Here is a 20,239-nt window from a genome sequence, read left to right on the forward strand (position 1 = left end):
GAGTTGGATGTCATGGGAGCTTTAAGAAAATTTCTGGCCTGGATCAGCGTACCGGTTATCTGCCTGTTCGCACTGGTGCTCTACCTAGCCCGGCCGTTTAACCCGGACAACAACCGGTTCTTGGGCACTGCAGTGGCCCGGGTCGGCCGTGCTTTTCTGGGCATGAAACGCCCACTGGAGGGTTGGGAAAATGTGCCCACCGACCGTCCGACCGTGGTGCTTGCCAATCATCAGCACAACGACGATCTGTTCGTGCTGGGCGACCTGCTGCCACCACGCACGGTCACGGTGGGTAAATCGGCGCTGGTGTGGATTCCGTTCTTTGGTCAGGTGTTCTGGCTCGGTGGCAACGTGATCCTTAATCGCGCCCGGTCCCACAAGGCCATTGCAGTGATGCAGGCCACCAGCGAAGCAATTGCCCGCGACGGTAAGAGCCTGTGGGTGTTTCCCGAAGGCACCCGCAGCCAGGGCCGCGGCCTGCAGAAATTCAAGAAAGGCGCCTTCCACGCTGCCGTTGGTTCCGGCGCGCCCATCACCCTGGTGTGTGCCCGCCAGTATCAGGACAAGACCCTGGGTTGGAGTGGCCAGCGTGAACCAGTGCCGGTCCGCATCCTGCCGCCCATCGAAACGGCCGGGATGACCACTGCAGACATCCCCGAACTGATGGCCCGATGCCATAAGCTGATGGCCGAGACGATCGCCGATCTGTAGCCATTCTGTAATTGTCCCCCACTGACCTGTGGAAGTTCTTGAAGCGCCTGGGGAAACAGGGCAGGCTTTGCGGGTCTGAAAAATTGTTGAACGAACTTCACGGAGAGGCAAACCATGAATCTGATTCTGTTTTTGATAATCGGCGGTGTTGCTGGCTGGCTGGCCGGGCTGATCATGAAAGGCCGTGGTTTTGGTGTGCTGGCCAATGTCGGTATTGGTATCGTCGGCTCGGTGATCGGCGGCTTCGTGTTCCGTCTGCTCGGTCTGGCGGCTCAGGGTGCGGTTGGCGAGTTGGTCACAGCAACGGTGGGGGCGGTCTTGCTGCTGGCCATTGTTAGTCAGATCAAGAAGGGCTGACCATGATCGTACCCGTCACTGGAGTGTTTGCCGCAGTCATTGGCATTCTTTTGCTGGTGCTGTCGGTTCAGGTGGTGAAGTTCCGCCTCAAGTTCAAGAAGGGCATGGGCGTGACCGAAGACCGCGATTTTCAGGCGGCGGTCCGGGCCCACGGAAACCTGGTGGAATACGCACCCATTGCTCTGATCATGCTGGGTATTGCCGAGCTGAACGGTGTTGCTACCGGCCTGGTTTACTGGACCGGCATGGTATTGGTGGTCGGCCGTATCCTGCACGCCTGGGGCATGTTGAACGGCCGGGGCGGCACCCACTGGGCGCGCTTTCTGGGCATTGTTATGACCTGGCTGGCCATTCTGTTCACGGCCGTGCTGCTGTTGTGGAATGTCTGGAAGGTGTACGGCTGAGTTACTCAGACCGGTATCAAAAAAGGGGGCTTGCGAGTCCCCTTTTTTTCGCCGATTTTTTGCGCCGATGTTAACCCTGTAGCGCCTGGGCCATGTCCTGGGTCAGGTATTCCAGTTCCACCCGGCGATTGGCCGCATGGTCTTCCAGGGTTGCCAGTGGCCGGGTCGAGCCCCAGCCAGTTAGTAGAATCTGGTTCTCGGCGACGCCTTCCTGCATCAGTAGCCGGGCGACGGCGTTGGCCCGGAGCCGTGACAGGAACTGGTTGTAATCCTCAGCGCCAAAATTGTCGGAGTGACCGTGGATGCGCACCCGGACTCCCGGGTATTGCCGCAAATAGGTGGCATGCTGCTGCAGAATGGCGACGTCGGTGGCATCCAGCGCGTGCTTGTTGAAGCCGTAATGAAACTTCATCCGGTGCGGACGCCTGGCATCGGTGGCAAGGGCAGCGGCTGTGAAACCGGACGCCACGGCGGCCTTGGCAATCAGCTCTGGGTTATCCAAAACGAGTACGGTCATTGGCAATTTCCTTGATTCCGGTATCCGGTTTTTCTTGTTAGTCCGGCTCACTATTCGTTGGCGCGGGACTAACGGCAATTGGCGAAAAGTCGATAAGCGTTCGCACGGCAACCCTGATGGCCTGATTAGATGATATTTCTGTGACCTTTCAATGACAGGGCATCAGCTAATCCATGGTATTGGTCATCGTTGCTGACGAGCATTCGTGACGCCTTACCGCTTAAAAGACATTACACCGCGAAAAGAAGGCCTTACTGTGGTAAAAAACAGGTTTTCAGGGACAGATTGTGATGAATTGTGACCGCCCATGCTGATAATCCCCGCCGAGAACACCGTTAACTGGAAGCGCCCGCCCTGGATCACCCTTGGCTTGATGCTAACGTGCCTGCTGGTCTTCCTGTTCTATCAGGGTGGCGACAGCCGGAAAATCGAACAGGCGGTGGGCCAGTACCTGGATTCCGATCTGCGATCGCTTGAGGCCCCGGCCTACGAGGATTACCTCCAGCGCCAGATCCGCTTTGAAGGCGCCGAGGACAGGGTCCATGAGCTGCAGCAGTTCCAGGAGCTACGCGAGGGCGACGAGCCCTTCTGGCTGGCGCTGAGTCTGTTGATGGATCGGGAGTTCTTCCGCTACCTGCAGAACAATCAGCAAGTAATCTGGGCGCCGGCCGACAGGGCTCGCTGGGCCGAGCAGCGGCTTCCTATCGAAGAGAACTTCATCCAGAAACTCAGTTCCTTCCAGCTTGGTCTGGTGCCGGCGAAACTGTCTCTCTATAACCTGATTACCTACCAGTTCCTGCACGGCGGCTGGGGTCACATCATCGGCAACCTGGTGTTTTTGTTTCTGCTGGGCTTCACCGTGGAGAAGGCCCTCGGCGCCGGGCGATTCCTGGTGGCCTACCTGATCTGTGGTGCCCTGTCCGGTCTGGTGTTTACCGCGTTTTCGGCTGGTAGCTATGTGCCCCTGGTCGGCGCGTCTGGCTCCATCTCCGGCCTGATGGGGATGTACGTGGCCATCTATGGTCTGCAGAAAATCCGGTTCTTCTACTTTCTCGGGGTGTATTTCAACTATTTCCGGGCTCCGGCCCTGGCCATGCTGCCGGTCTGGCTGGGCAAGGAGATCTACGATTACTGGTTTGCCGGTGCTACCGGGATTGCTTACATGGCGCACGCGGGCGGTCTGATCGCCGGCGCGGGCCTGGTGTGGATGCTTGGTCGCAGCTGGCTGCAGGTGCGGGAAGAGTTTTTCGAGCCCGAGGAAGACGAGCAGGATGCCCGTTTTACCACTGGCTACGCCCAGGCCATGGCCAGCCTGGGCCGCATGGAGTTCGAGTTGGCCCGCCATCAGTTCGTAGCTTTGCGGGAGCACTACCCGGACCGGCCCATTCTGCTTGAGCACCTGTATCAGCTGGCCAAATTACGCCCGGATTTACCCGAGTACCGGGACCGTACGCGGGAGCTGATGAACGACGCCCTGGCCCGGCGCCAGCCGGAGCAGGTGATTGAGATCTGGAAGGAATTCCTGGGCAAGGGCGAGAGTCACCAGCCCCTGGATGCTGAAGACCACAACCGGGTGCTGTTCACCAGCCTGAAGCAGCACGATATGAAGGCCGCCGAAAAAGCCTTCGAGCGGCTGCGCGGCACCGGTGATCAACTGCTTACCTCAGAGGCGTGCCGGTTGCTGGTGGAGGAATTCGAGAAGTTGCAGATGGAGCCGAAGGCGCGGCACTACCGGCAGTTGTTGAACGCGAACTGAATGATTGCTGGGTAGTCGGGCGGGCTGCTTCCGAAACCGTGCGGAGCCATGGATGGCGGAGCCGAGCGTACATGGATGTATTCACAGCGTGTTTCGGAAGCAGCCCGCCCGGCTAACCTACTCCTGAACTGCGAAGTTCGCCTTCGGGCCCTTGAGCGGCTCGCGCTTCTCGGCCTGCTCCAGGTAGGTGCCAATCTGCTTGTGCAGCGGATCGTTGCCGCAGCGTTTCTGGATAAAGGTCAGGAACGCCGTCGCTTTTTCCCACTGATTCAGGCCATTCGCCAGAGACTGGGCTACCAGCAGGTAGGCCTGCGCCAACTGATCGTTGTCGGGAAAGCGTTTGTGAAAGTCCTGGAGCAAGCGCAGCGCGGGTTTGAACTGGCCGCGATGGTATAGCGCTCGGGCGCAACGTACTGCCAGTTCAGGGTCGTCGAGCCGGAACTGGGGTTCGGCGGTTTGCAGGGTGTCCAGCAATGCCGCCATGCTATCGCCGTCGTTGCGATCGGCCAGCCAGGCCAGCAATCGGGGGTGATAGCGGTAGAGCTCAGAGACGTCGTTGCGGGCGGTCAGCAACTGATGCAGCTGGCCCAGGCGCTGGCTGTTATCCCGGTCGCGCTTCAGAGCCTCTTTCAGCATCGATTGAACCCGATCGTAATTGCCGTCTTTCAGATTCATGTCGATGTCGGCGTCGAAGCGGGCGCTTCGGTCACGGTGCTGGCTATCCTGCTGCTCCAGGCCGTCCTGCAGGTCCGAGGCAAAACCCAGTTCCTCCTGATACTGGAATAGCAGGTAACCCAGCATGTGGAACAGGATCAGGGTGAAGGTACTGTTCAGGAAGCCGGCCAGTGGCTGAGATACCCAGAACGGAAAATGATTAACGGCGAAATCCTGAGCGGCCCCCGAGGCCAGGGTGAGCAGGATCAGGTAACCGTAAAGCAGGAAATAGGGGCTGCCGATCCGGGAGATCAGCATGGCCAGGTTCATTGGGTTGACCGCAGCGCCCACCGAGCGCTCCATGGCCAGAACCATGATACTGGCCGGCAGCGCCAGCACCACGAATGCCAGCGCCAGCATCATCAATAGCGGCCCGCCCAGCATGCCGGCAGAAGCGACCAGGCCGCCCATCAGCACAAACACCAGAAACTGTAGCAGTACAATGCTGAAGCCACTGCCGCTGAACGCTACGGAAACCGGGGGCGGTTTCAGGTGGCCTTCGGCAGTGTGGTTAATCACCGCGTAGGTGTACTTGAACAGGGCCAGGGCCAGCAGCACCCAGATCACGATGCCTATGAGATTGGCCGGGGCGACAATGGGAACCAGGGTGCAGATGGCAATCACCATCAGCGGGTCGCTGTGGAACGGGTACCGGAAAAATGCGCCGATGCGGTTCCAGAAGGGCACCACCTCGGTGGCGGCACCCAGGTAGCGCATGGCCTTGCTGCACTGGGGGCACAGAGCCCGGCGCTGGCGGGTGTCGGCATCGGGCATGCAGCGGGTGCAGTAATGCATCTGGCACTCAGAGCAGTGCCACTTGGCCGGGTCGCCGGGGTGGTAATGGCAGTCGTGTTTCACAGCGGGTGTTGGTCCTGGTCCGTCAGAAAAAGCGTCGGTCAATCATGACAGAACTGATCAGCAATCGCAGCAATCCCGTCACACGGTAGACTGATGGCTGGTCGCCATCGTATCGATCTTGATAGGCATTCAATCCGGAGGATTTTTGAACCAGCATCATCACCGCAGTCAGACTGCCGATCAGGACGGCGGCCAGCGCAAATACCAGTGGCGCGATGTGTTTCAGCTTGCGCTGAAGCACAAGCCGCGCCTGGTCAAGGCTAATGGCCTGGCGATCATGGCGACACTCATGAGTGTACCCGTACCCCTGCTGTTGCCGGTGCTGGTGGATGAGGTACTGCTGGAAGAGAGCGGGCCGGTGCTGCCGGTGATGGACCAGGTCTTGCCGGAGGCCTGGCAGCAGCCGCTGGTGTATATCGGTGTGATGGTGCTGATCGCCTTTGGCCTGAGGCTGGCGGCGTTATCGTTCAATGTTCTGCAGTCCCGGCAGTTTTCCAAGGTCTCCAAGGATGTGGTGTTCCGGATCCGGTCGCGATTGCTCGGCCGTTTGCAGCGGGTGGCCATGTCTGAGTACGAGACCCGTGGTGCGGGCGGCATCAGCAGTCACTTCATTACCGACCTGGACACCATCGACCAGTTCCTGGGCACCACCATCAGCCGTTTCCTGGTGGCCAGTCTGACCGTGACCGGCACCGCCATGGTGTTGTTGTGGGTGCACTGGCAGCTGGCCCTGCTGATCTTGCTGTTTAACCCTCTGGTAATTTTTTCCACCATCCTGATCGGAAAGCGGGTCAAGGAACTGAAACGCCGGGAAAACGAAGCCTACGAGGAATTCCAGGGCGACCTCACCGAAACCCTCGATGCCATTCACCAGCTTCGGGCCGCGAACCGGGAAAAGCACTACCTGCGCCACCTGATTGATCGGGCACGGGCGGTCCGGGATCACGCCATCCAGTTCGAATGGCGCAGCGATGCCGCCACTCGGGCCAGCTTTGCGCTGTTTCAGTTTGGCGTCGATGTCTTCCGTGGCGCGGCCATGGTAACGGTGCTGTTCAGCGATCTGAGCATCGGCATGATGTTCGCCATTTTTGGCTATCTCTGGTTCATGCTGACACCGGTGCAGGAGATGCTGAACATGCAGTACGCCTGGTTTGCCGCCAATGCCGCCCTGGGCCGGATCAACCGGTTGCTGGAGCTGAAGGAGGAGCCCCGTTATCCGGCCCTGGAAAACCCCTTCCGGGAGCGGCATACCGTCAGTCTGACCCTTAAGGATGTGCACTTCAGCTACGACGACGAGGCCGTGCTGCGCGGCATCAACCTGCACCTGGCGCCCGGCGAAAAAGTCGCCGTGGTCGGCACCAGTGGCGGCGGCAAGTCGACCCTGGTGCAGGTTATCCTGGGCATGTACACGCCCCAGCGCGGGGAGATCCTGATTGATGGCGTACCGGTGCAGAGAATCGGGTTGCCGCGTCTCCGGGAGCATGTGGCCACGGTGCTGCAGCATCCGGCCTTGTTTAACGACACCGTGCGCCAAAACCTCACCCTGGGCCGGGAGAAAACCGATGCCGAGCTCTGGCAGGCGCTGAAGATTGCCCAGCTGGACCAAACGGTGGCCGACATGCCCCAGCAGCTCGACACCATGGTCGGACGTCAGGGTGTGCGGCTGTCCGGTGGCCAGCGACAGCGCCTGGCTATTGCCCGGATGATCCTGTCCGATCCCTCGTTGGTGATTCTCGATGAAGCCACCTCGGCGCTGGATTCCGAAACCGAGTACCAGCTGCACCGGGATCTGGAAGCCTTCCTGAGCCAGCGCACCACCCTGATCATCGCTCACCGGCTCAGCGCCGTGAAACAGGCGGACCGGGCCTATGTCTTTGAGGACGGGCAGATTATCGAAGAAGGTCACCACGATGAGCTGATCCAGCAGGACGGACTCTATGCCCAGCTGTACGGCGAGCGGCAATTATAGGTATCTTGGAGCAATGCAAAGGCATTGCTCTAATGACACTGCTGCAAGGCCACTATTCAGCGGGCGAATGTCGAACATTCAGGGCTCCGCGGTTGAACTCTGTTTAATCGGTGCAATAGTTATCGAATCAGTCGGAATACGACGCAAAGGAGGCAGACCATGTCAAACGATAGCCTGAATACCTTGTCCAGCCTGGAAGCGGGAGGCAAGACCTACCACTATTACAGCCTGCCGACGGCGGCCGAGACCCTCGGAGATATCAACCGCCTGCCATTCTCACTGAAAGTTCTGTTGGAGAACCTGCTTCGTAACGAAGATGGTACAACGGTCGATCGCAGCCACATTGATGCCATGGTGCAGTGGCTGAAGGACCGGGGTTCCGACACTGAAATCCAGTTTCGACCTGCCCGGGTGCTGATGCAGGACTTCACCGGCGTGCCCGGCGTGGTGGATCTGGCCGCTATGCGCGAAGCGGTCAAGAAGGCGGGCAAAGATCCCGCTATGATCAACCCGCTATCACCGGTGGACCTGGTGATCGACCACTCGGTGATGGTCGATAAGTTTGGCGATGCTTCGTCGTTCAAGGACAACGTGGCCATCGAGATGGAGCGTAACCAGGAACGTTACGAGTTCCTGCGCTGGGGCCAGCAGGCGTTCGACAATTTCCGTGTGGTACCTCCGGGCACCGGGATCTGTCACCAGGTCAACCTGGAGTATCTCGGTAAGACCGTGTGGTCAAAAGATCAGGACGGTAAAACCTTTGCCTACCCGGACACCCTGGTCGGTACCGACTCCCACACCACCATGATCAACGGCCTGGGCATCCTCGGTTGGGGTGTTGGTGGTATCGAGGCGGAAGCGGCCATGCTTGGTCAGCCGGTGTCGATGCTGATTCCGGAAGTGGTGGGCTTCAAGGTCAGTGGCAAACTGCGCGAAGGCATCACCGCCACCGATCTGGTGCTGACTGTTACCGAAATGCTGCGCAAGAAAGGCGTGGTGGGCAAGTTCGTCGAGTTCTATGGCGATGGTCTTAAAGACATGCCCGTGGCTGACCGCGCCACGATCGCCAACATGGCGCCGGAGTACGGTGCTACTTGTGGCTTCTTCCCGGTGGACGAGCAGACGCTGACCTACCTGAGCCTGACCGGGCGTGAGGACGACCAGATCGCACTGGTAGAAGCCTACGCCAAGGCCCAGGGCCTGTGGCGCGAGCCGGGGCACGAGCCGGTTTACACCGATACCCTGGAACTCGACATGGGCGAAGTCGAGGCCAGCCTGGCCGGGCCCAAGCGGCCTCAGGATCGGGTGGCCCTGAAGAACATGAAGGCATCGTTCGAGCTGTTGATGGAAACCTCCGAGGGCCCTGCCGAGGACCGAAAGGATAAGCTGGAATCCGAAGGTGGCCAGACCGCCGTGGGCGTTGACGACAGCTACCGGCATGCCTCCAGTCAGCCCCTGGAGCTCGACGGTGAGACATCCCGTCTTGATCCAGGCGCCGTGGTGATCGCCGCTATTACTTCCTGCACCAATACCTCCAACCCGAGTGTCATGATGGCCGCTGGCCTGATTGCTCGCAAAGCGGTGGAAAAGGGCCTGAAAACCAAGCCCTGGGTGAAGACGTCTCTGGCCCCCGGCTCGAAGGTGGTCACCGACTACCTGAAAGTGGCCGAGCTGGACGACGACCTCGACAAACTGGGCTTCAACCTGGTGGGTTATGGCTGCACCACCTGCATCGGTAACTCGGGGCCACTGCCAGACCCGGTAGAGAAAGCCATTAACGATGGCAATCTCACGGTCGCGTCGGTGTTGTCCGGTAACCGAAACTTCGAAGGCCGGGTTCATCCCCAGGTGAAAACCAACTGGCTGGCGTCGCCGCCCCTGGTGGTGGCTTACGCCCTGGCCGGTAACGTCCGTCTGGACCTGAGCAAGGATCCGCTGGGGAACGATACCGACGGTAATCCGGTTTACCTGAAGGACCTGTGGCCGAGCCAGCAGGAAATCGCCGAGGCGGTGGAGAAAGTGAAAACCGGTATGTTCCGCAAGGAGTACGCCGAAGTCTTTGACGGCGATGCGATCTGGAAAGCCATCGAGGTGCCCGAGAGCAAGGTGTATGAGTGGTCCGACAAGTCCACTTACATCCAGCATCCGCCGTTCTTCGAAGGGCTGGGCGAGCAGCCAGACGCCATCGAGGATATCAAGGATGCCAACATCCTTGCGTTGCTGGGGGATTCGGTGACGACCGACCACATTTCCCCGGCGGGCTCGTTCAAACCTGACACCCCGGCCGGTAAGTACCTGCAGGAACATGGTGTGGCGCCCAAGGACTTCAACTCCTATGGCTCTCGCCGGGGTAATCACGAGGTCATGATGCGGGGCACCTTTGCCAACGTGCGCATTCGCAACGAGATGCTCGATGGTGTTGAAGGTGGTTTCACCCGCCATGTGCCGAGCGGTGAGGAAATGCCGATCTACGATGCGGCCATGAAGTACCAGGAGACGGACACGCCTCTGGTGGTCATCGCTGGTAAGGAATACGGCACCGGCTCAAGCCGGGACTGGGCTGCCAAAGGCACACGCCTTCTGGGGGTAAAGGCGGTGGTGGCTGAATCCTATGAGCGGATTCACCGGTCCAACCTGATCGGTATGGGCGTGATGCCGCTGCAGTTCCCCGAGGGCACGGATCGTAAGAGCCTGAAGCTCACCGGCGAGGAAACCATCAGCATCGAGGGTTTGTCGGGTGACATCAAACCGGGTCAGACCCTGTCCATGACGGTGACCTACAAGGACGGCTCGACCGCAAGCTGTGACTTGAAATCTCGTATTGATACTGCCAATGAGGCGGTGTACTTCAAGCATGGCGGCATCCTGCACTACGTGGTGCGTGAGATGCTCAAGTCGGCGTAAGCCCTTGGCCCGGCAGGTGACACCTGCCGGGCGTTTTCAGCTCAATAGCGTAATCCAGTACTTAGTCGAATGCCTGCTCGACGGCGCTATGGGCAACCGGAAGTTCCAGCCAGAACACCGCGCCTTCGCCAGGCGTAGAGGCGTAATCCACCGTGCCCTTCATATTCACCATCAACTCGCGGGTAATAGCCAGGCCCAGCCCGGTGCCTCCGTTTGCCCGCCGATCCGAAGCATCCGCCTGGGAGAATTTCTGGAAGATCCGCTCCCGGAATTCCGGGGCAATGCCCTCGCCATGATCGCGAATGCAGAGCCTGACGCAGCCTTCGCGGGATTCCGTGAAGATGTCGACCCGAGTGTCCCTGGGGGAAAACTTTATGGCGTTGGACAAGAGGTTAGTGACCGCCTGATGGAAGCGATGCTGATCCACCTGTACCTGAGCATCCTCCAGGTGGCCGATGTTGATCCTGACATCGCGATCCCGGGCGTACGGCTCCATGTTTTCCGCGCATTCCCGGATCATTTGGGGCAGGGGGTATTCGTCGAGCACGAACGGCATTTTGCCGGCCGCCAGTTTTTCAACGTCCAGCAGGTCATTGATCAATAGTGCCAGCTGGCGGCTGTTGCGATAGGCAATGTTCGCCAGTTTGGAGGCCTTCTCCGGTAGCTGGCCTACGGCGTTGTTGGCAAGAAGGCCCAACGAGCCGGAAATGGAGGTCAGGGGGGTACGCAGTTCGTGGCTGACGGTGGAGATGAATTCGTTCTTCAGGCGGTCCGCTTTCTTCTGGGCCGATATATCCTCGGTAATCAGCCAGACAACCGACTCGCTGTCACGGGTTTCCAGCCGCAGACCCTGAAGCATGATAGGTTTCAGGGCCTGGTCTGGCCCAGGCAGGTAGCTTTCCACCCCGCTGAAGCTGACATCGTTTTCCAGGCGCCGCTGAATGCCCAGGCCTCCTGGTATCGGCTGACCGTGCTGATCGAATCCGCGTTCGAAATACTGCAGCGAACTGGCCAGATCGCCAAAGCTTTGGTCGAACGCCCGGTTGGATCGCAACAGGTCTCCACGATGCCTGCTGTAAAGCGCAATGCCGATGGGTGCCTGCTCGAACAGACCCCAAAACCGGCGCTGCATTTCCCGGTCTTTCAGCATAAGGCTGGTAAGCCAGAAGGTGACCCCGGTTACCAGCAGTACCATGGCCAACAGTAGTCCGCGGGTCAGCAGGGGGGATGCCGGGTGATCGGGCCACCCTTGTGCCGGCTCGGCGAACAGGGTCCAGCGGGTGCCGGGCATGTTCATAGTGGCGGCGACTGGGTCTTGCCAATCGGTCTTGGCATCGCCGAGGAATATATCGGCTTGGTTTTTTGGGTTATCTGACCTGGAAAGGACAAACCTCATGCTGTCCTTCATCGGCAGGATGCCGGCAGCCTGATACATGCGCTCCAGATCAAGGATCACGGAAATAACGCCCCAGAATTCGCCGGAATCCCGTGCGAAAATAGGGATGCGACCGGCCAGACCCTGGCCACCCTGAATCAGATTGATGGGTCCGGAGTATATGGCCTGCCGGGTCTCGAATAATTGCTCGATCTGCGCAGGGGGCAGGCTTCCCTTGCTCAGGTCCAAACCCAGGGCGGCCTCGTTGCCCTCGAGGGGATAAATATGGCGGATGACAAAATCAGGCGCCAGACCAATGTTTCGCAATTGGGGAGCCAGCTGAAAAATAACCGAGGCCAGATCCCGGAATCGCTCATCGTCAATGTCGGGCTCGACAGCAACATTGGCGGCAAGGCCCCAGACCGTCTGAATGTTCTGGATGATAGTGCTTTGCAGATTCAGGCTGACTTCATCCAGTTCGTTCTGCCACTGCTGCCTGACATCGGTTCGGTGGTTAGAGGTGCCTGCAGCATCCAGAAGCAGAGACACCGCGACCATTAATATCAGAATGGCCAGCCGGGATGCCCAGATCAGAGTAAAGAACCGCGAGTCGCGATTAGTCGTCGCCATGATTTGCATCCGACGTGGTTTCATTGGCTGCGGCTTGTAGCCAGAAAGTGGCGCCTTCACCCTCAATGGATTCGAAGCCGACTGAACCGCCCATCTGGGTCATGATCTCACGGGTGATGGCCAGGCCCAGGCCGGTGCCGCCACGGCCCCGCGTATCCGAGCTGTCGGCCTGAGCGAACTTCTGGAAGATTCGCGATCGGAAACTTGCTGGAATGCCTGGGCCATTATCCGAGACCTGAATGCGGAAATGCTGGCCGTCGAAGAGAGTCTCAACCACCACCTCGGAATGTTCGGGCGAGAATTTGATGGCGTTGGACAACAGGTTCGCCAGCGCCTGATCGAGGCGGTTGCGGTCAACCAGGATGCGCTGTTGTGGATGATGATCCCTGAACAGGATGGAGACGCCGCGATCCACGGCATAGGTGTGCAACCGTTCGATGCAGTCATGGACCACGGGGCTGATGGTCTCGGATTGCATCCGGATCGACATCCGCCCGGAAATCAGTTTTTCCATGTCGAGCAGGTCGTCGATCAGACGTTTCAGCTGGTCGCTGTTGCGGGCGGCAATTGAGACCATGCGCTCGGCCTTTTCCGGTAGTTGGCCCAGTGCACCTCCGGCCACCAAACCGAGGGAGCCGGCAATCGAGGTCAGCGGCGTGCGCAATTCATGGCTTACAGTGGAGATGAACTCGTTCTTCATCCGCTCGACTTTCTTGCGCTCCGAGATATCCTCAATCAGCGACCAGACCAGCGCCCGGCCAGAGGCGTTGGTAATGCGCATGCCCTGAATCACCGCCGGATACACTGAGCCATTGCGGCGAACAATGTCCTGTTCGAACGGGCCGAAACGCCCGGTGTTTTCCAGTTCGATCATGGCCCGGTCACGGACTGTTTCGATGCCCCCCGCCAGCAAGTCACTCAGGTTGAGCGCCATCAGGTCTTCCCGTTCGTAGCCTGTGGGCGTAAGCAAGGACTGGTTAACGTCAAGGAACCCGGTGGAGTGGTAGTCGTTCAGGGCGATACCGATGGGCGACAACTCAAACAGGCGGCGCAGTTGGTCTTCACTTTCCTGCAGCGCGAGCTGGATCTTCTTCTTGTCGTCGATGTCGGTGATATAGCCATGCCACATGGTACTGTTGTCAGCCAGGCTTTCAGGCGTTGCCCGGCCTTCGATCCAGCGCCAATGGTCGCCGTTCCGAACCCGATACTGCTGCTGCCAGACTTCCAGATCGCGGCTCGAATTGGCAATGCTCTCGCTTACGGTTGGGACGTCATCAGGGTGGATCTGGCCAAAGCAGGGAGTAGCATCGTCGGCAACGTCTTCACTGGAGACACCAAAGATGTCACGGATACCCGGGCTGGAGAATGGAATGGCGGACGAGCCGTCTGGCCAGAGTCGGTACTGGTACAGCATGCCGGGAGTCTGTTTCACCAGTTTGGTCAGCATCTGCACGCTCATCTGGCGCTCGATCACGCCGGCTATCCAGCGGGCCAGCAAGGTTACGAAGGTAACCTCGGTGTCGGAAAAACCCTGAAGCCGGGGGGCAGGTGACGAAAAATTCAGGGTGCCAAACAGTTTGTTCTGCAGATAAATGGGCGCGGCGACGTAGCTCTCCAGGCCAAACTGGTCGTAGCAACGATGACTGCGGTATGGGGATCGGGCCATATGCTCAATAGACAGGCTCTCGTCGCAATCAACGGTGATGGAACAGTAGGTGTCGCCCAGGGCAAAGCTTTGCCCCGTGCTGAGTCCGGAATCCTCTGGAGCTTCGAACCATCGAACGGTGTACACGCTGCCGGTGATTTCGCTGACAATGGCAAGGGGCAGGTCCAGGTAATCAGCACCTAGTTTCAGAGCTTTCTGGATACGGGTGTCATCGTCGGTCTCAGGATCGAGGGCAAGGTCGTTCAGGATGCTCAGCGCCGTGTTTTGCTGCTGCATCTTTTCAAGGTTGGCCATTTCCGCGGTGACATCGGCATGGGTTCCGTACATGCGCAGCGGTTGGCCATCGGAGGTCCATTCAAAGACTTGACCCCGATCATGCACCCATACCCAATGGCCTTCTTTGTGGCGCATGCGGCATCGGTGGTCGTATTCATCCACAGCTCCCTCAAAGAGAGCAGTGAGCAAGCGCTCCGATTCAGCCAGATCTTCCGGGTGCGCCAGATTTCGCCAGGTCTGGATGCTGACCGGTTCCAGTTCTTCCAGGCGATAACCGCAGATCTCTGCCCACCGTTTGTTAAAGACCGTCTCCCCGGTTTGGACATTCCACTCCCACGTACCAACCCTGGTGCCCTCGATCACTGCGCGCGCCCGGCGCTCGCTTCGCTTGAGGTCGATGTAGAATTCCGAGGCTGCCTGAATGTTGATCTCACGCTCGATGCAGTCTGCCAACTCTCGAAGCAAGGCCTGATCTTCGCCGTCAAACCTGCGCGGCTTCCGATCAATAAGACACATGGTGCCAAGTCGGTATCCTTCGCTGTTGTGCAAGGGCGCGCCGGCGTAAAAGCGAATAGAGGGGGCGTCCACTACCAGCGGGTTGTCACTGAAACGGTCGTCCTGAAGGGTGTCTTCGATGATGAACAGGTCGGAATGAAGGATGGCGTGACCGCAGAAGGAAATATCCCGAGGAGTTTCTGGGGCGCCCAGCCCCTGGCAAGACTTGAACCACTGCCGGTTCTGGTCGATCAAACTGACCAGGGCAATGGGCACATCGAACATCTTGCAGGCCATGCGGGTAAAGCGATCGAAGCGTTCCTCCGGACCTAAATCCAGCAATCCCGACTGGTCGAGAGCGAACTGGCGCTCCAGTTCATTCGACGGTATTTCCGGTGCTTTCATGGTCGACTCAGGCCTCATTTCCGACAGAGGGCAGCTCAACCCAGAAATGAGCGCCTTGTTCATAGTAATAGCCCAGCCGTCCATTCATAAGGGCGGCAAGCTCCCGGCAAATTGCCAGCCCGAGCCCGGTTCCGGCGGTTGCCTTGGTATCTCCCGAATCCGCCTGGGAAAATCGATCAAACAGGCGCTCGACAAAGGTTTCCGGCACACCTTCACCATGATCTTGAACGACAATTCGTGTAGAGCCGGCCGTTCCTGTCTCGACGAAAACCCTGACTTTTCCATTTGCCGGTGAGAATTTAATAGCATTACTGACGAAATTGTCGAGTATTTGTCGTAATCGATGCGCATCGGTGATCACTTTCTGCCGGGGATTGCAGTGTGCGGTCAAAGCAACCTTGTACTCATGGGCCATGGTTTGATTGTCAAAAACCGTTGATTCGAGAATAGGCTGCAATGATTCCGTCGCCAATGTCACCGACATGCGCCCGGCGGATAGTTTGCTGAAGTCCAGAAGGTCTGAAATCAAAAGCTGCAACCGATGGCCGTTACGCAACGCAAGACTGTTCATGGCCCGGGCTCGGGTTGGCAGGTCACCAGTAGCACCCGAATCAATCAGGCGCAGTGCACCATTGATCGACGTCAGGGGCGTGCGCAGCTCATGACTGACATTGGAGACAAACTGGTCCTTCATGGTACTGATGGCATCCCGTTCATCCATCAGTTGATTAAAGGCGATGGCCAGGTTTCGAACCTCATTGGCTCCGCTTGGGTCCAGCCGATCCGCTTTCGATGGAGTTTGAACCATGCTGTTGATTTTTCGAGTCATTCGGTCAAGAGGGTTAATCGCGGAACGAGTCAGAATATAACTGATCAGAGCGATCACCAGTGCAATGCTGAGACTGATCCAGAAAAATTGGCCAAATGACTCCTTGGCCGGCGCGGTCGCCCATTCATGGGGTACCGCTCGAACAAATTGCCAGCCCAATCGTTGCAGGTGGCTGGTGGCGTATATGAGTGTCCGTCCATCCGGACCTACGGCGTGCCCCGACGTGATGCCCGAGAGCGCAGCATCGATCAGCGCGTTGTCGCCAGGTGCAGGTAAGGGAATAATGCCATTTTTGGTAATTGCACCCCCTTCGATGTACAGAAAGTTTTCGCTGTCGATGATGGTGAAGGTCGCTTCCTCATTTGCGATTTCCTCCAGCATGGCAACGGGCACAATACTGGTTTTACCCAGGTTGATGGTGCCGCCCAATAAACCCAGTAAATCCCCTTCGTCCGATTCTATTGGCGCCAGAAACGAGAGTAGCGGAACGCCAGTCGTACGACCTAAAAGGGGCCGGCTGATGACCGGCTTTCGGCTTGCCATGGCCTGGCGGAAATGGCTGCGGTCGGAGTAGTTAGTACCAATTCGTCCGGGCGTGTAGAAATTCTCGAAGATGGCCGTCGCATTGTCATCGAAAACCAGTACTCCGTCGGGGAACAGGGCGTTGAGAAGTTTTTGTCGTTCCAGTTGAATCGCGATCTCACTACTGCTGACCAGTTTGTCGCCGTGGCTGAGCAGGCTTGCAGATTCTGCCAGCACGTCCAGCTTCAACTGCAGCCGCTGATTGACCTCGGTGGCAATGCGCCGGGTTTCGTAAAGCTGCTGCTCGGTTAGGATGTCTTCGAAATCTTCTACCAGCGCGCTGTAAGCCACGAATAGCACAGAACCAACGGTTGTGATGGTTCCCAGCAGAATAATCAGGGCAAGTCGTGATCCGAGTGAAAGTGAAGGCAAATCAAAATCCTTGTGGCACTTTGGGGTAATTGTTGCTTTGATGTCTGTAGTAGTCTGTCACGAATAGCTCTGACACGAATGAATTGTGGAGTACGTTACATTGATGAGCCATGTCTGAAGAGAACATCTCTGAAGTAGCACGGAAGCTGGAACTTCTCAAGTCGCGATTCAAGGAAAAAGCGGCAACGGATATTGGGCTGGTGCGGCAGAGGGCGGACAATATTCGCCTGGGGCGCTTCGGGCCCAATGACGTCGCTGCGGCCTATCATTCTCTGCACAGGCTTGCGGGGTCCGCCGGTACGTTTGGCTTTACCGCACTGGGAGAGGAAGCCCGTGCACTTGAAATGCTGCTCAAACCGCTGGCTGAACCCAGCCCGGAGCTTGCGCCGGAACAGATTCAGGAAGTGGTTGATCTGACCTTCGTGTCACGAGTGCAAAATCTTGTCGATTTCTTGTCTTCTGATCAGGTTGTCAGTCAAAGCACGGGCGCAGCGCTACTGCCTGTTATAACCGAAGCGGCAACAGAACCCGTCATCATCATCGTGCATTCCGATCCAGATGAGGCTCAGGGCCTGGCCGAAGGCCTAAAACTGCACGGTTTTGTGCCAGTCGCCCTGCCATCTCTTGAAGGTGCTGTGGCGCATGGTTTGTCAGGGGTATCTGCCCTTGTGGTAAAAGATTCCAAGATGCTTCGCGAAGGCGAGGCACTGGATTCCGTTTGCGATACACCGCCGATTGTGTGTGTCGGGGCAGGAGATTCTTTTGACGAGCGCTATGCCTTGGCTAAGTGTGGCGTTGACGGTTTCCTGTGCGAGCCAGTCGATGTGCCAGCGCTGGCGGATAACATGGAGCGACTGATCACCGAGCGTGATGAGAGTGGTTCTGGTCGGGTAATGATTGTGGATGATGACCCGGAGCTGTTGGAGCATTATGGGCTGGTCCTGGAAGAGGGCGGGCTGGAAGTCTGGCGCGTCAACAATCCAGCTGACATTCTGAGTGCCCTGTCCGAATTCCGGCCAGACATCGTGCTCATGGATGTGCAGATGGGTGATTTCCGGGGGCCTGATCTTGCCAGGCTGCTTCGATTTGAGCCGGAGTGGCTCGGGTTGCCAATCATCTACCTGTCGTCTGAAAACGACCGCAACTTCCAGGTTGATGCCCTGGCGAAGGGTGGCGACGATTTTCTTGCCAAACCTGTTTCTGATGCGTTTCTGCTGAGAGCTGTCACCGTGCGGTGTTACCGAGCCCGCCAATTGGATAAGTTGGCGTCGCGGGACAGTTTGACCGGTTTGCTTAAACACTCGGTGGCGCGGTCGGAAATCAACAAGGAATATGCCCGCTGCCAGCGTCAGGGGGAGCAATCAGTCGTTGCAATGCTCGATCTGGATCACTTCAAACAGGTTAATGACCGTTATGGTCATCGCACAGGTGACCTGGTGATTAAAGGGTTGGCCAATTTGCTGCGACATCAGCTCCGAAAATCCGATGTGATTGGTCGCTATGGTGGCGAGGAGTTTGTGGTGGCATTGCCGAATTGCTCGCTGACTGACGCCAGTAGGGTGCTTCAGTCCGTGTGTGAGCGCATGGCCGGTATAGTTTTCCACAGTGATGGCCAGGAGTTCACGGTCACCTTGAGCGTGGGAATTGTGCCGCTGCAGAATTACCTGACCAGTGACGATGCCATCGACGCTGCGGACCAGGCGCTTTACCGGCAAAAGCAGGCCGGACGCAACGGCGTGACCGTGGGCGGTGATATGCGAACAACGGAAAGGACGCTGGGCTGAGATATGGATGCTCTGATAGTAGACGATGACGATTTGATGGCGGATTTGCTGGAAACTGTGGTAGCAGGGCTCCATCCTGCCATCACGGTAGCAAAAGCTTCCGGATTCTATGAGGCATTGGCGCTGTGGGAAAAGCGCAAACCGAGTCTGTTGATTGTTGACTGGAACCTTCCGGACGGTTCTGGTCTGGAGATCGTTCGCAAGGTCCGTGCGAGTGATAAGGACGCAGCCATCGTCATGATCACCGGTCGTGCCGACCGGGAATCCATCCTGAAAGTTGCTCACTACCGCATCAACGGATACATCAGTAAGCCATTCGATGTGGGAATGCTGCACGACCGCCTGGTGCAAATGGTTGGCCAGGTGTTGCCGGAGGAACCGGAGCCGCTTGCCTCATTGGAGGCTGTTCTGTCCAATGGCGTGAAGACAGTCATCCAGTTGCCGGTAAAAACAGATGCGGCGGCTATGCTCGAGCTTCTCGGCCGGGCAGATGAGTTGTCGGCAGCCCAGCTGACCGAACGCTGGCAGGACGATGCGTCCTTGAGCTCGCGCCTGCTTGACGTTGCCAATCGTTCGTCCTTCCGACGAACCGGAGAGCCGGTCGTTCATATGCGCGATGCAATAGCCTCCATGGGAGTGCCCATGGCGCTGAATCAGGGCCTGGCTCTGGCCTTGGATGTCAGCGCGGCGTTCTCGTCCGAGGTGTTGATCACCTGTGCCATGGAGCATCAGAAGCAAGCCGAAACCGTTGCCCTTGAAGCGCAGCGTGTGGCGCTTTCCCTGGGCAAGCGCTCACCGCAATTTTTCACCGCTGGTCTGTTGAGCCGTATTGGCGAACTGGCTGTGCTCAAGGTGATTGACCAGTACCAGCGACAGGGTGGCGAACTGGGTGACGAGCAAGTGTTGCAGGCACTTAGGGACTGGGCTCAGCCCTATGGCAATAAACTCAAGATACAGTGGTTTCTTCCCCTTGAACTTCGACAGCTCATTGGTGCAGTGCATTACCTGCCGCGGGAGAACGTGACTCAGGAACGCCTGATCATGAGGGCTGGCGCGTTGATGGCCGCGAAGGAACCGCCGGAAGCGGAGTTGGGCAAGATTTTACGACAGCTAGGACTGGAAGAATGGCACAAGCAATCCAGTGAAGATGAGCAGAAGCATGAGGATGACGGGAATGACGGAGATGGAAACCACACTTGATCGCATCATGCTGGTGGAAGACGAGGAGGATATTCGGGCAGTAGCAGAGCTTGCGCTGGAAGCGGTGGGTGGTTTCACCCTGACGACCTGTGCTTCGGGCCAGAAGGCGCTGGAAACCCTGGCCGATTTCAAGCCTCAACTGATTGTGCTGGATGTGATGATGCCGGGCATGGATGGGCCGACTACCCTGAAAGCTATCCGTGAGCATCCCGCATTTGTCGACACGCCAGCCATCTTCATGACCGCGAAGGTGCAGCCGGAAGAGGTCAATGGTTATCTGTCTCAGGGTGCCGTTGCGGTGATTCCGAAACCGTTTGATCCCATGGCACTGTCGGACAAGATTCGAGACATCTGGAGCAACCTGGAGCCGGGACAGCGTTCAGCATAAGCTTCTGATCCGGCCTGCTCTGGTGTCCCGGCTGTTCATTCGGGTAA

At 58.0% G+C, this 20,239-nt stretch carries 14 protein-coding genes; 9 read left to right on the plus strand and 5 right to left on the minus strand.

The annotated features are described in order from the left end of the window. The first annotated feature begins 12 nt into the window (after window positions 1–12). The 3 genes from QUE89_RS01015 to QUE89_RS01025 all read left to right on the plus strand — a co-directional run bounded on the left by QUE89_RS01015 (window position 13) and on the right by QUE89_RS01025 (window position 1,472). The gene (locus QUE89_RS01015) at window positions 13–711 is read left to right on the plus strand and encodes a lysophospholipid acyltransferase family protein (RefSeq protein ID WP_286221446.1); all 699 of its coding nucleotides are present in this window, start codon (window positions 13–15) and stop codon (window positions 709–711) included. Between the two features lie 114 nt (window positions 712–825). After that, window positions 826–1,068, plus strand: a complete 243-nt coding sequence (locus QUE89_RS01020) for a GlsB/YeaQ/YmgE family stress response membrane protein (protein ID WP_041339979.1) — start codon at window positions 826–828, stop codon at window positions 1,066–1,068. Between the two features lie 2 nt (window positions 1,069–1,070). Further along, the gene (locus QUE89_RS01025; protein ID WP_286221447.1) at window positions 1,071–1,472 is read left to right on the plus strand and encodes an MAPEG family protein; all 402 of its coding nucleotides are present in this window, start codon (window positions 1,071–1,073) and stop codon (window positions 1,470–1,472) included. Between the two features lie 70 nt (window positions 1,473–1,542). Here QUE89_RS01025 and QUE89_RS01030 read toward each other — a convergent pair whose 3' ends face one another. Then, window positions 1,543–1,989: an OmpA family protein gene (locus QUE89_RS01030; protein ID WP_286221448.1), complete on the minus strand. Its 447-nt coding sequence runs from the start codon at window positions 1,987–1,989 to the stop codon at window positions 1,543–1,545. Between the two features lie 307 nt (window positions 1,990–2,296). Here QUE89_RS01030 and QUE89_RS01035 point away from each other — a divergent pair, with 307 nt between their 5' ends. Then, the gene (locus tag QUE89_RS01035; RefSeq protein ID WP_286221449.1) at window positions 2,297–3,745 is read left to right on the plus strand and encodes a rhomboid family intramembrane serine protease; all 1,449 of its coding nucleotides are present in this window, start codon (window positions 2,297–2,299) and stop codon (window positions 3,743–3,745) included. Between the two features lie 117 nt (window positions 3,746–3,862). Here the strand turns inward: QUE89_RS01035 and QUE89_RS01040 are convergent, their stop codons facing one another. Continuing rightward, window positions 3,863–5,317: a hypothetical protein gene (locus QUE89_RS01040; protein WP_286221450.1), complete on the minus strand. Its 1,455-nt coding sequence runs from the start codon at window positions 5,315–5,317 to the stop codon at window positions 3,863–3,865. Between the two features lie 145 nt (window positions 5,318–5,462). On the opposite strand from QUE89_RS01040, the gene QUE89_RS01045 reads away from it, so the two are divergent. Continuing rightward, window positions 5,463–7,286 (plus strand): ABC transporter ATP-binding protein, encoded by a 1,824-nt coding sequence (locus QUE89_RS01045; RefSeq protein WP_434784083.1) that lies wholly within the window; start codon window positions 5,463–5,465, stop codon window positions 7,284–7,286. Between the two features lie 159 nt (window positions 7,287–7,445). After that, a complete protein-coding gene (gene acnA / locus QUE89_RS01050) occupies window positions 7,446–10,190 on the plus strand; it encodes an aconitate hydratase AcnA (protein ID WP_286221451.1) in 2,745 nt (914 codons plus the stop codon). 61 nt (window positions 10,191–10,251) lie between these two features. Here the strand turns inward: acnA and QUE89_RS01055 are convergent, their stop codons facing one another. Genes QUE89_RS01055 through QUE89_RS01065 form a run of 3 tightly spaced genes read right to left on the minus strand, consistent with a single transcriptional unit; the run spans window position 10,252 to window position 16,820 of the window. After that, on the minus strand, window positions 10,252–12,195 hold the full coding sequence (locus QUE89_RS01055; RefSeq protein WP_286221452.1) for a sensor histidine kinase: 1,944 nt from the start codon (window positions 12,193–12,195) through the stop codon (window positions 10,252–10,254). Continuing rightward, window positions 12,182–15,037 carry a PAS domain-containing protein gene (locus QUE89_RS01060; protein ID WP_286221453.1) on the minus strand — a complete coding sequence of 952 codons (2,856 nt, stop codon included), beginning with the start codon at window positions 15,035–15,037 and terminating at the stop codon, window positions 12,182–12,184. Before QUE89_RS01060 ends, QUE89_RS01055 begins: the two co-directional genes overlap by 14 nt. Window positions 15,038–15,044: 7 nt before the next feature. Beyond that, on the minus strand, window positions 15,045–16,820 hold the full coding sequence (locus tag QUE89_RS01065) for an ATP-binding protein (RefSeq protein WP_286221454.1): 1,776 nt from the start codon (window positions 16,818–16,820) through the stop codon (window positions 15,045–15,047). Window positions 16,821–16,930: 110 nt separating this feature from the next. On the opposite strand from QUE89_RS01065, the gene QUE89_RS01070 reads away from it, so the two are divergent. The 3 genes from QUE89_RS01070 to QUE89_RS01080 are packed head-to-tail and all read left to right on the plus strand — an operon-like array spanning window position 16,931 to window position 20,192. Beyond that, window positions 16,931–18,604, plus strand: a complete 1,674-nt coding sequence (locus QUE89_RS01070) for a diguanylate cyclase (RefSeq protein ID WP_286221455.1) — start codon at window positions 16,931–16,933, stop codon at window positions 18,602–18,604. Between the two features lie 3 nt (window positions 18,605–18,607). Further along, window positions 18,608–19,804 (plus strand): response regulator, encoded by a 1,197-nt coding sequence (locus QUE89_RS01075; RefSeq protein ID WP_286221456.1) that lies wholly within the window; start codon window positions 18,608–18,610, stop codon window positions 19,802–19,804. Next, the gene (locus tag QUE89_RS01080) at window positions 19,779–20,192 is read left to right on the plus strand and encodes a response regulator (protein ID WP_286221457.1); all 414 of its coding nucleotides are present in this window, start codon (window positions 19,779–19,781) and stop codon (window positions 20,190–20,192) included. Before QUE89_RS01075 ends, QUE89_RS01080 begins: the two co-directional genes overlap by 26 nt. The last annotated feature ends 47 nt before the right edge of the window (window positions 20,193–20,239 follow it).

The sequence above is a fragment of the Marinobacter sp. LA51 genome, from assembly GCF_030297175.1.
Taxonomy (GTDB): domain Bacteria; phylum Pseudomonadota; class Gammaproteobacteria; order Pseudomonadales; family Oleiphilaceae; genus Marinobacter; species Marinobacter apostichopi.

Bases quoted from the DNA above. Each gene is read 5' to 3' on its own strand.
- QUE89_RS01015 (WP_286221446.1), top strand. From the start codon at position 13: ATGGGAGCTTTAAGAAAATTTCTGGCCTGGATCAGCGTACCGGTTATC.
- QUE89_RS01020 (WP_041339979.1), top strand. From the start codon at position 826: ATGAATCTGATTCTGTTTTTGATAATCGGCGGTGTTGCTGGCTGGCTG.
- QUE89_RS01025 (WP_286221447.1), top strand. From the start codon at position 1,071: ATGATCGTACCCGTCACTGGAGTGTTTGCCGCAGTCATTGGCATTCTT.
- QUE89_RS01030 (WP_286221448.1), bottom strand. From the start codon at position 1,989: ATGACCGTACTCGTTTTGGATAACCCAGAGCTGATTGCCAAGGCCGCC.
- QUE89_RS01035 (WP_286221449.1), top strand. From the start codon at position 2,297: ATGCTGATAATCCCCGCCGAGAACACCGTTAACTGGAAGCGCCCGCCC.
- acnA (WP_286221451.1), top strand. From the start codon at position 7,446: ATGTCAAACGATAGCCTGAATACCTTGTCCAGCCTGGAAGCGGGAGGC.
- QUE89_RS01055 (WP_286221452.1), bottom strand. From the start codon at position 12,195: ATGGCGACGACTAATCGCGACTCGCGGTTCTTTACTCTGATCTGGGCA.
- QUE89_RS01060 (WP_286221453.1), bottom strand. From the start codon at position 15,037: ATGAAAGCACCGGAAATACCGTCGAATGAACTGGAGCGCCAGTTCGCT.
- QUE89_RS01070 (WP_286221455.1), top strand. From the start codon at position 16,931: ATGTCTGAAGAGAACATCTCTGAAGTAGCACGGAAGCTGGAACTTCTC.
- QUE89_RS01075 (WP_286221456.1), top strand. From the start codon at position 18,608: ATGGATGCTCTGATAGTAGACGATGACGATTTGATGGCGGATTTGCTG.
- QUE89_RS01080 (WP_286221457.1), top strand. From the start codon at position 19,779: ATGACGGAGATGGAAACCACACTTGATCGCATCATGCTGGTGGAAGAC.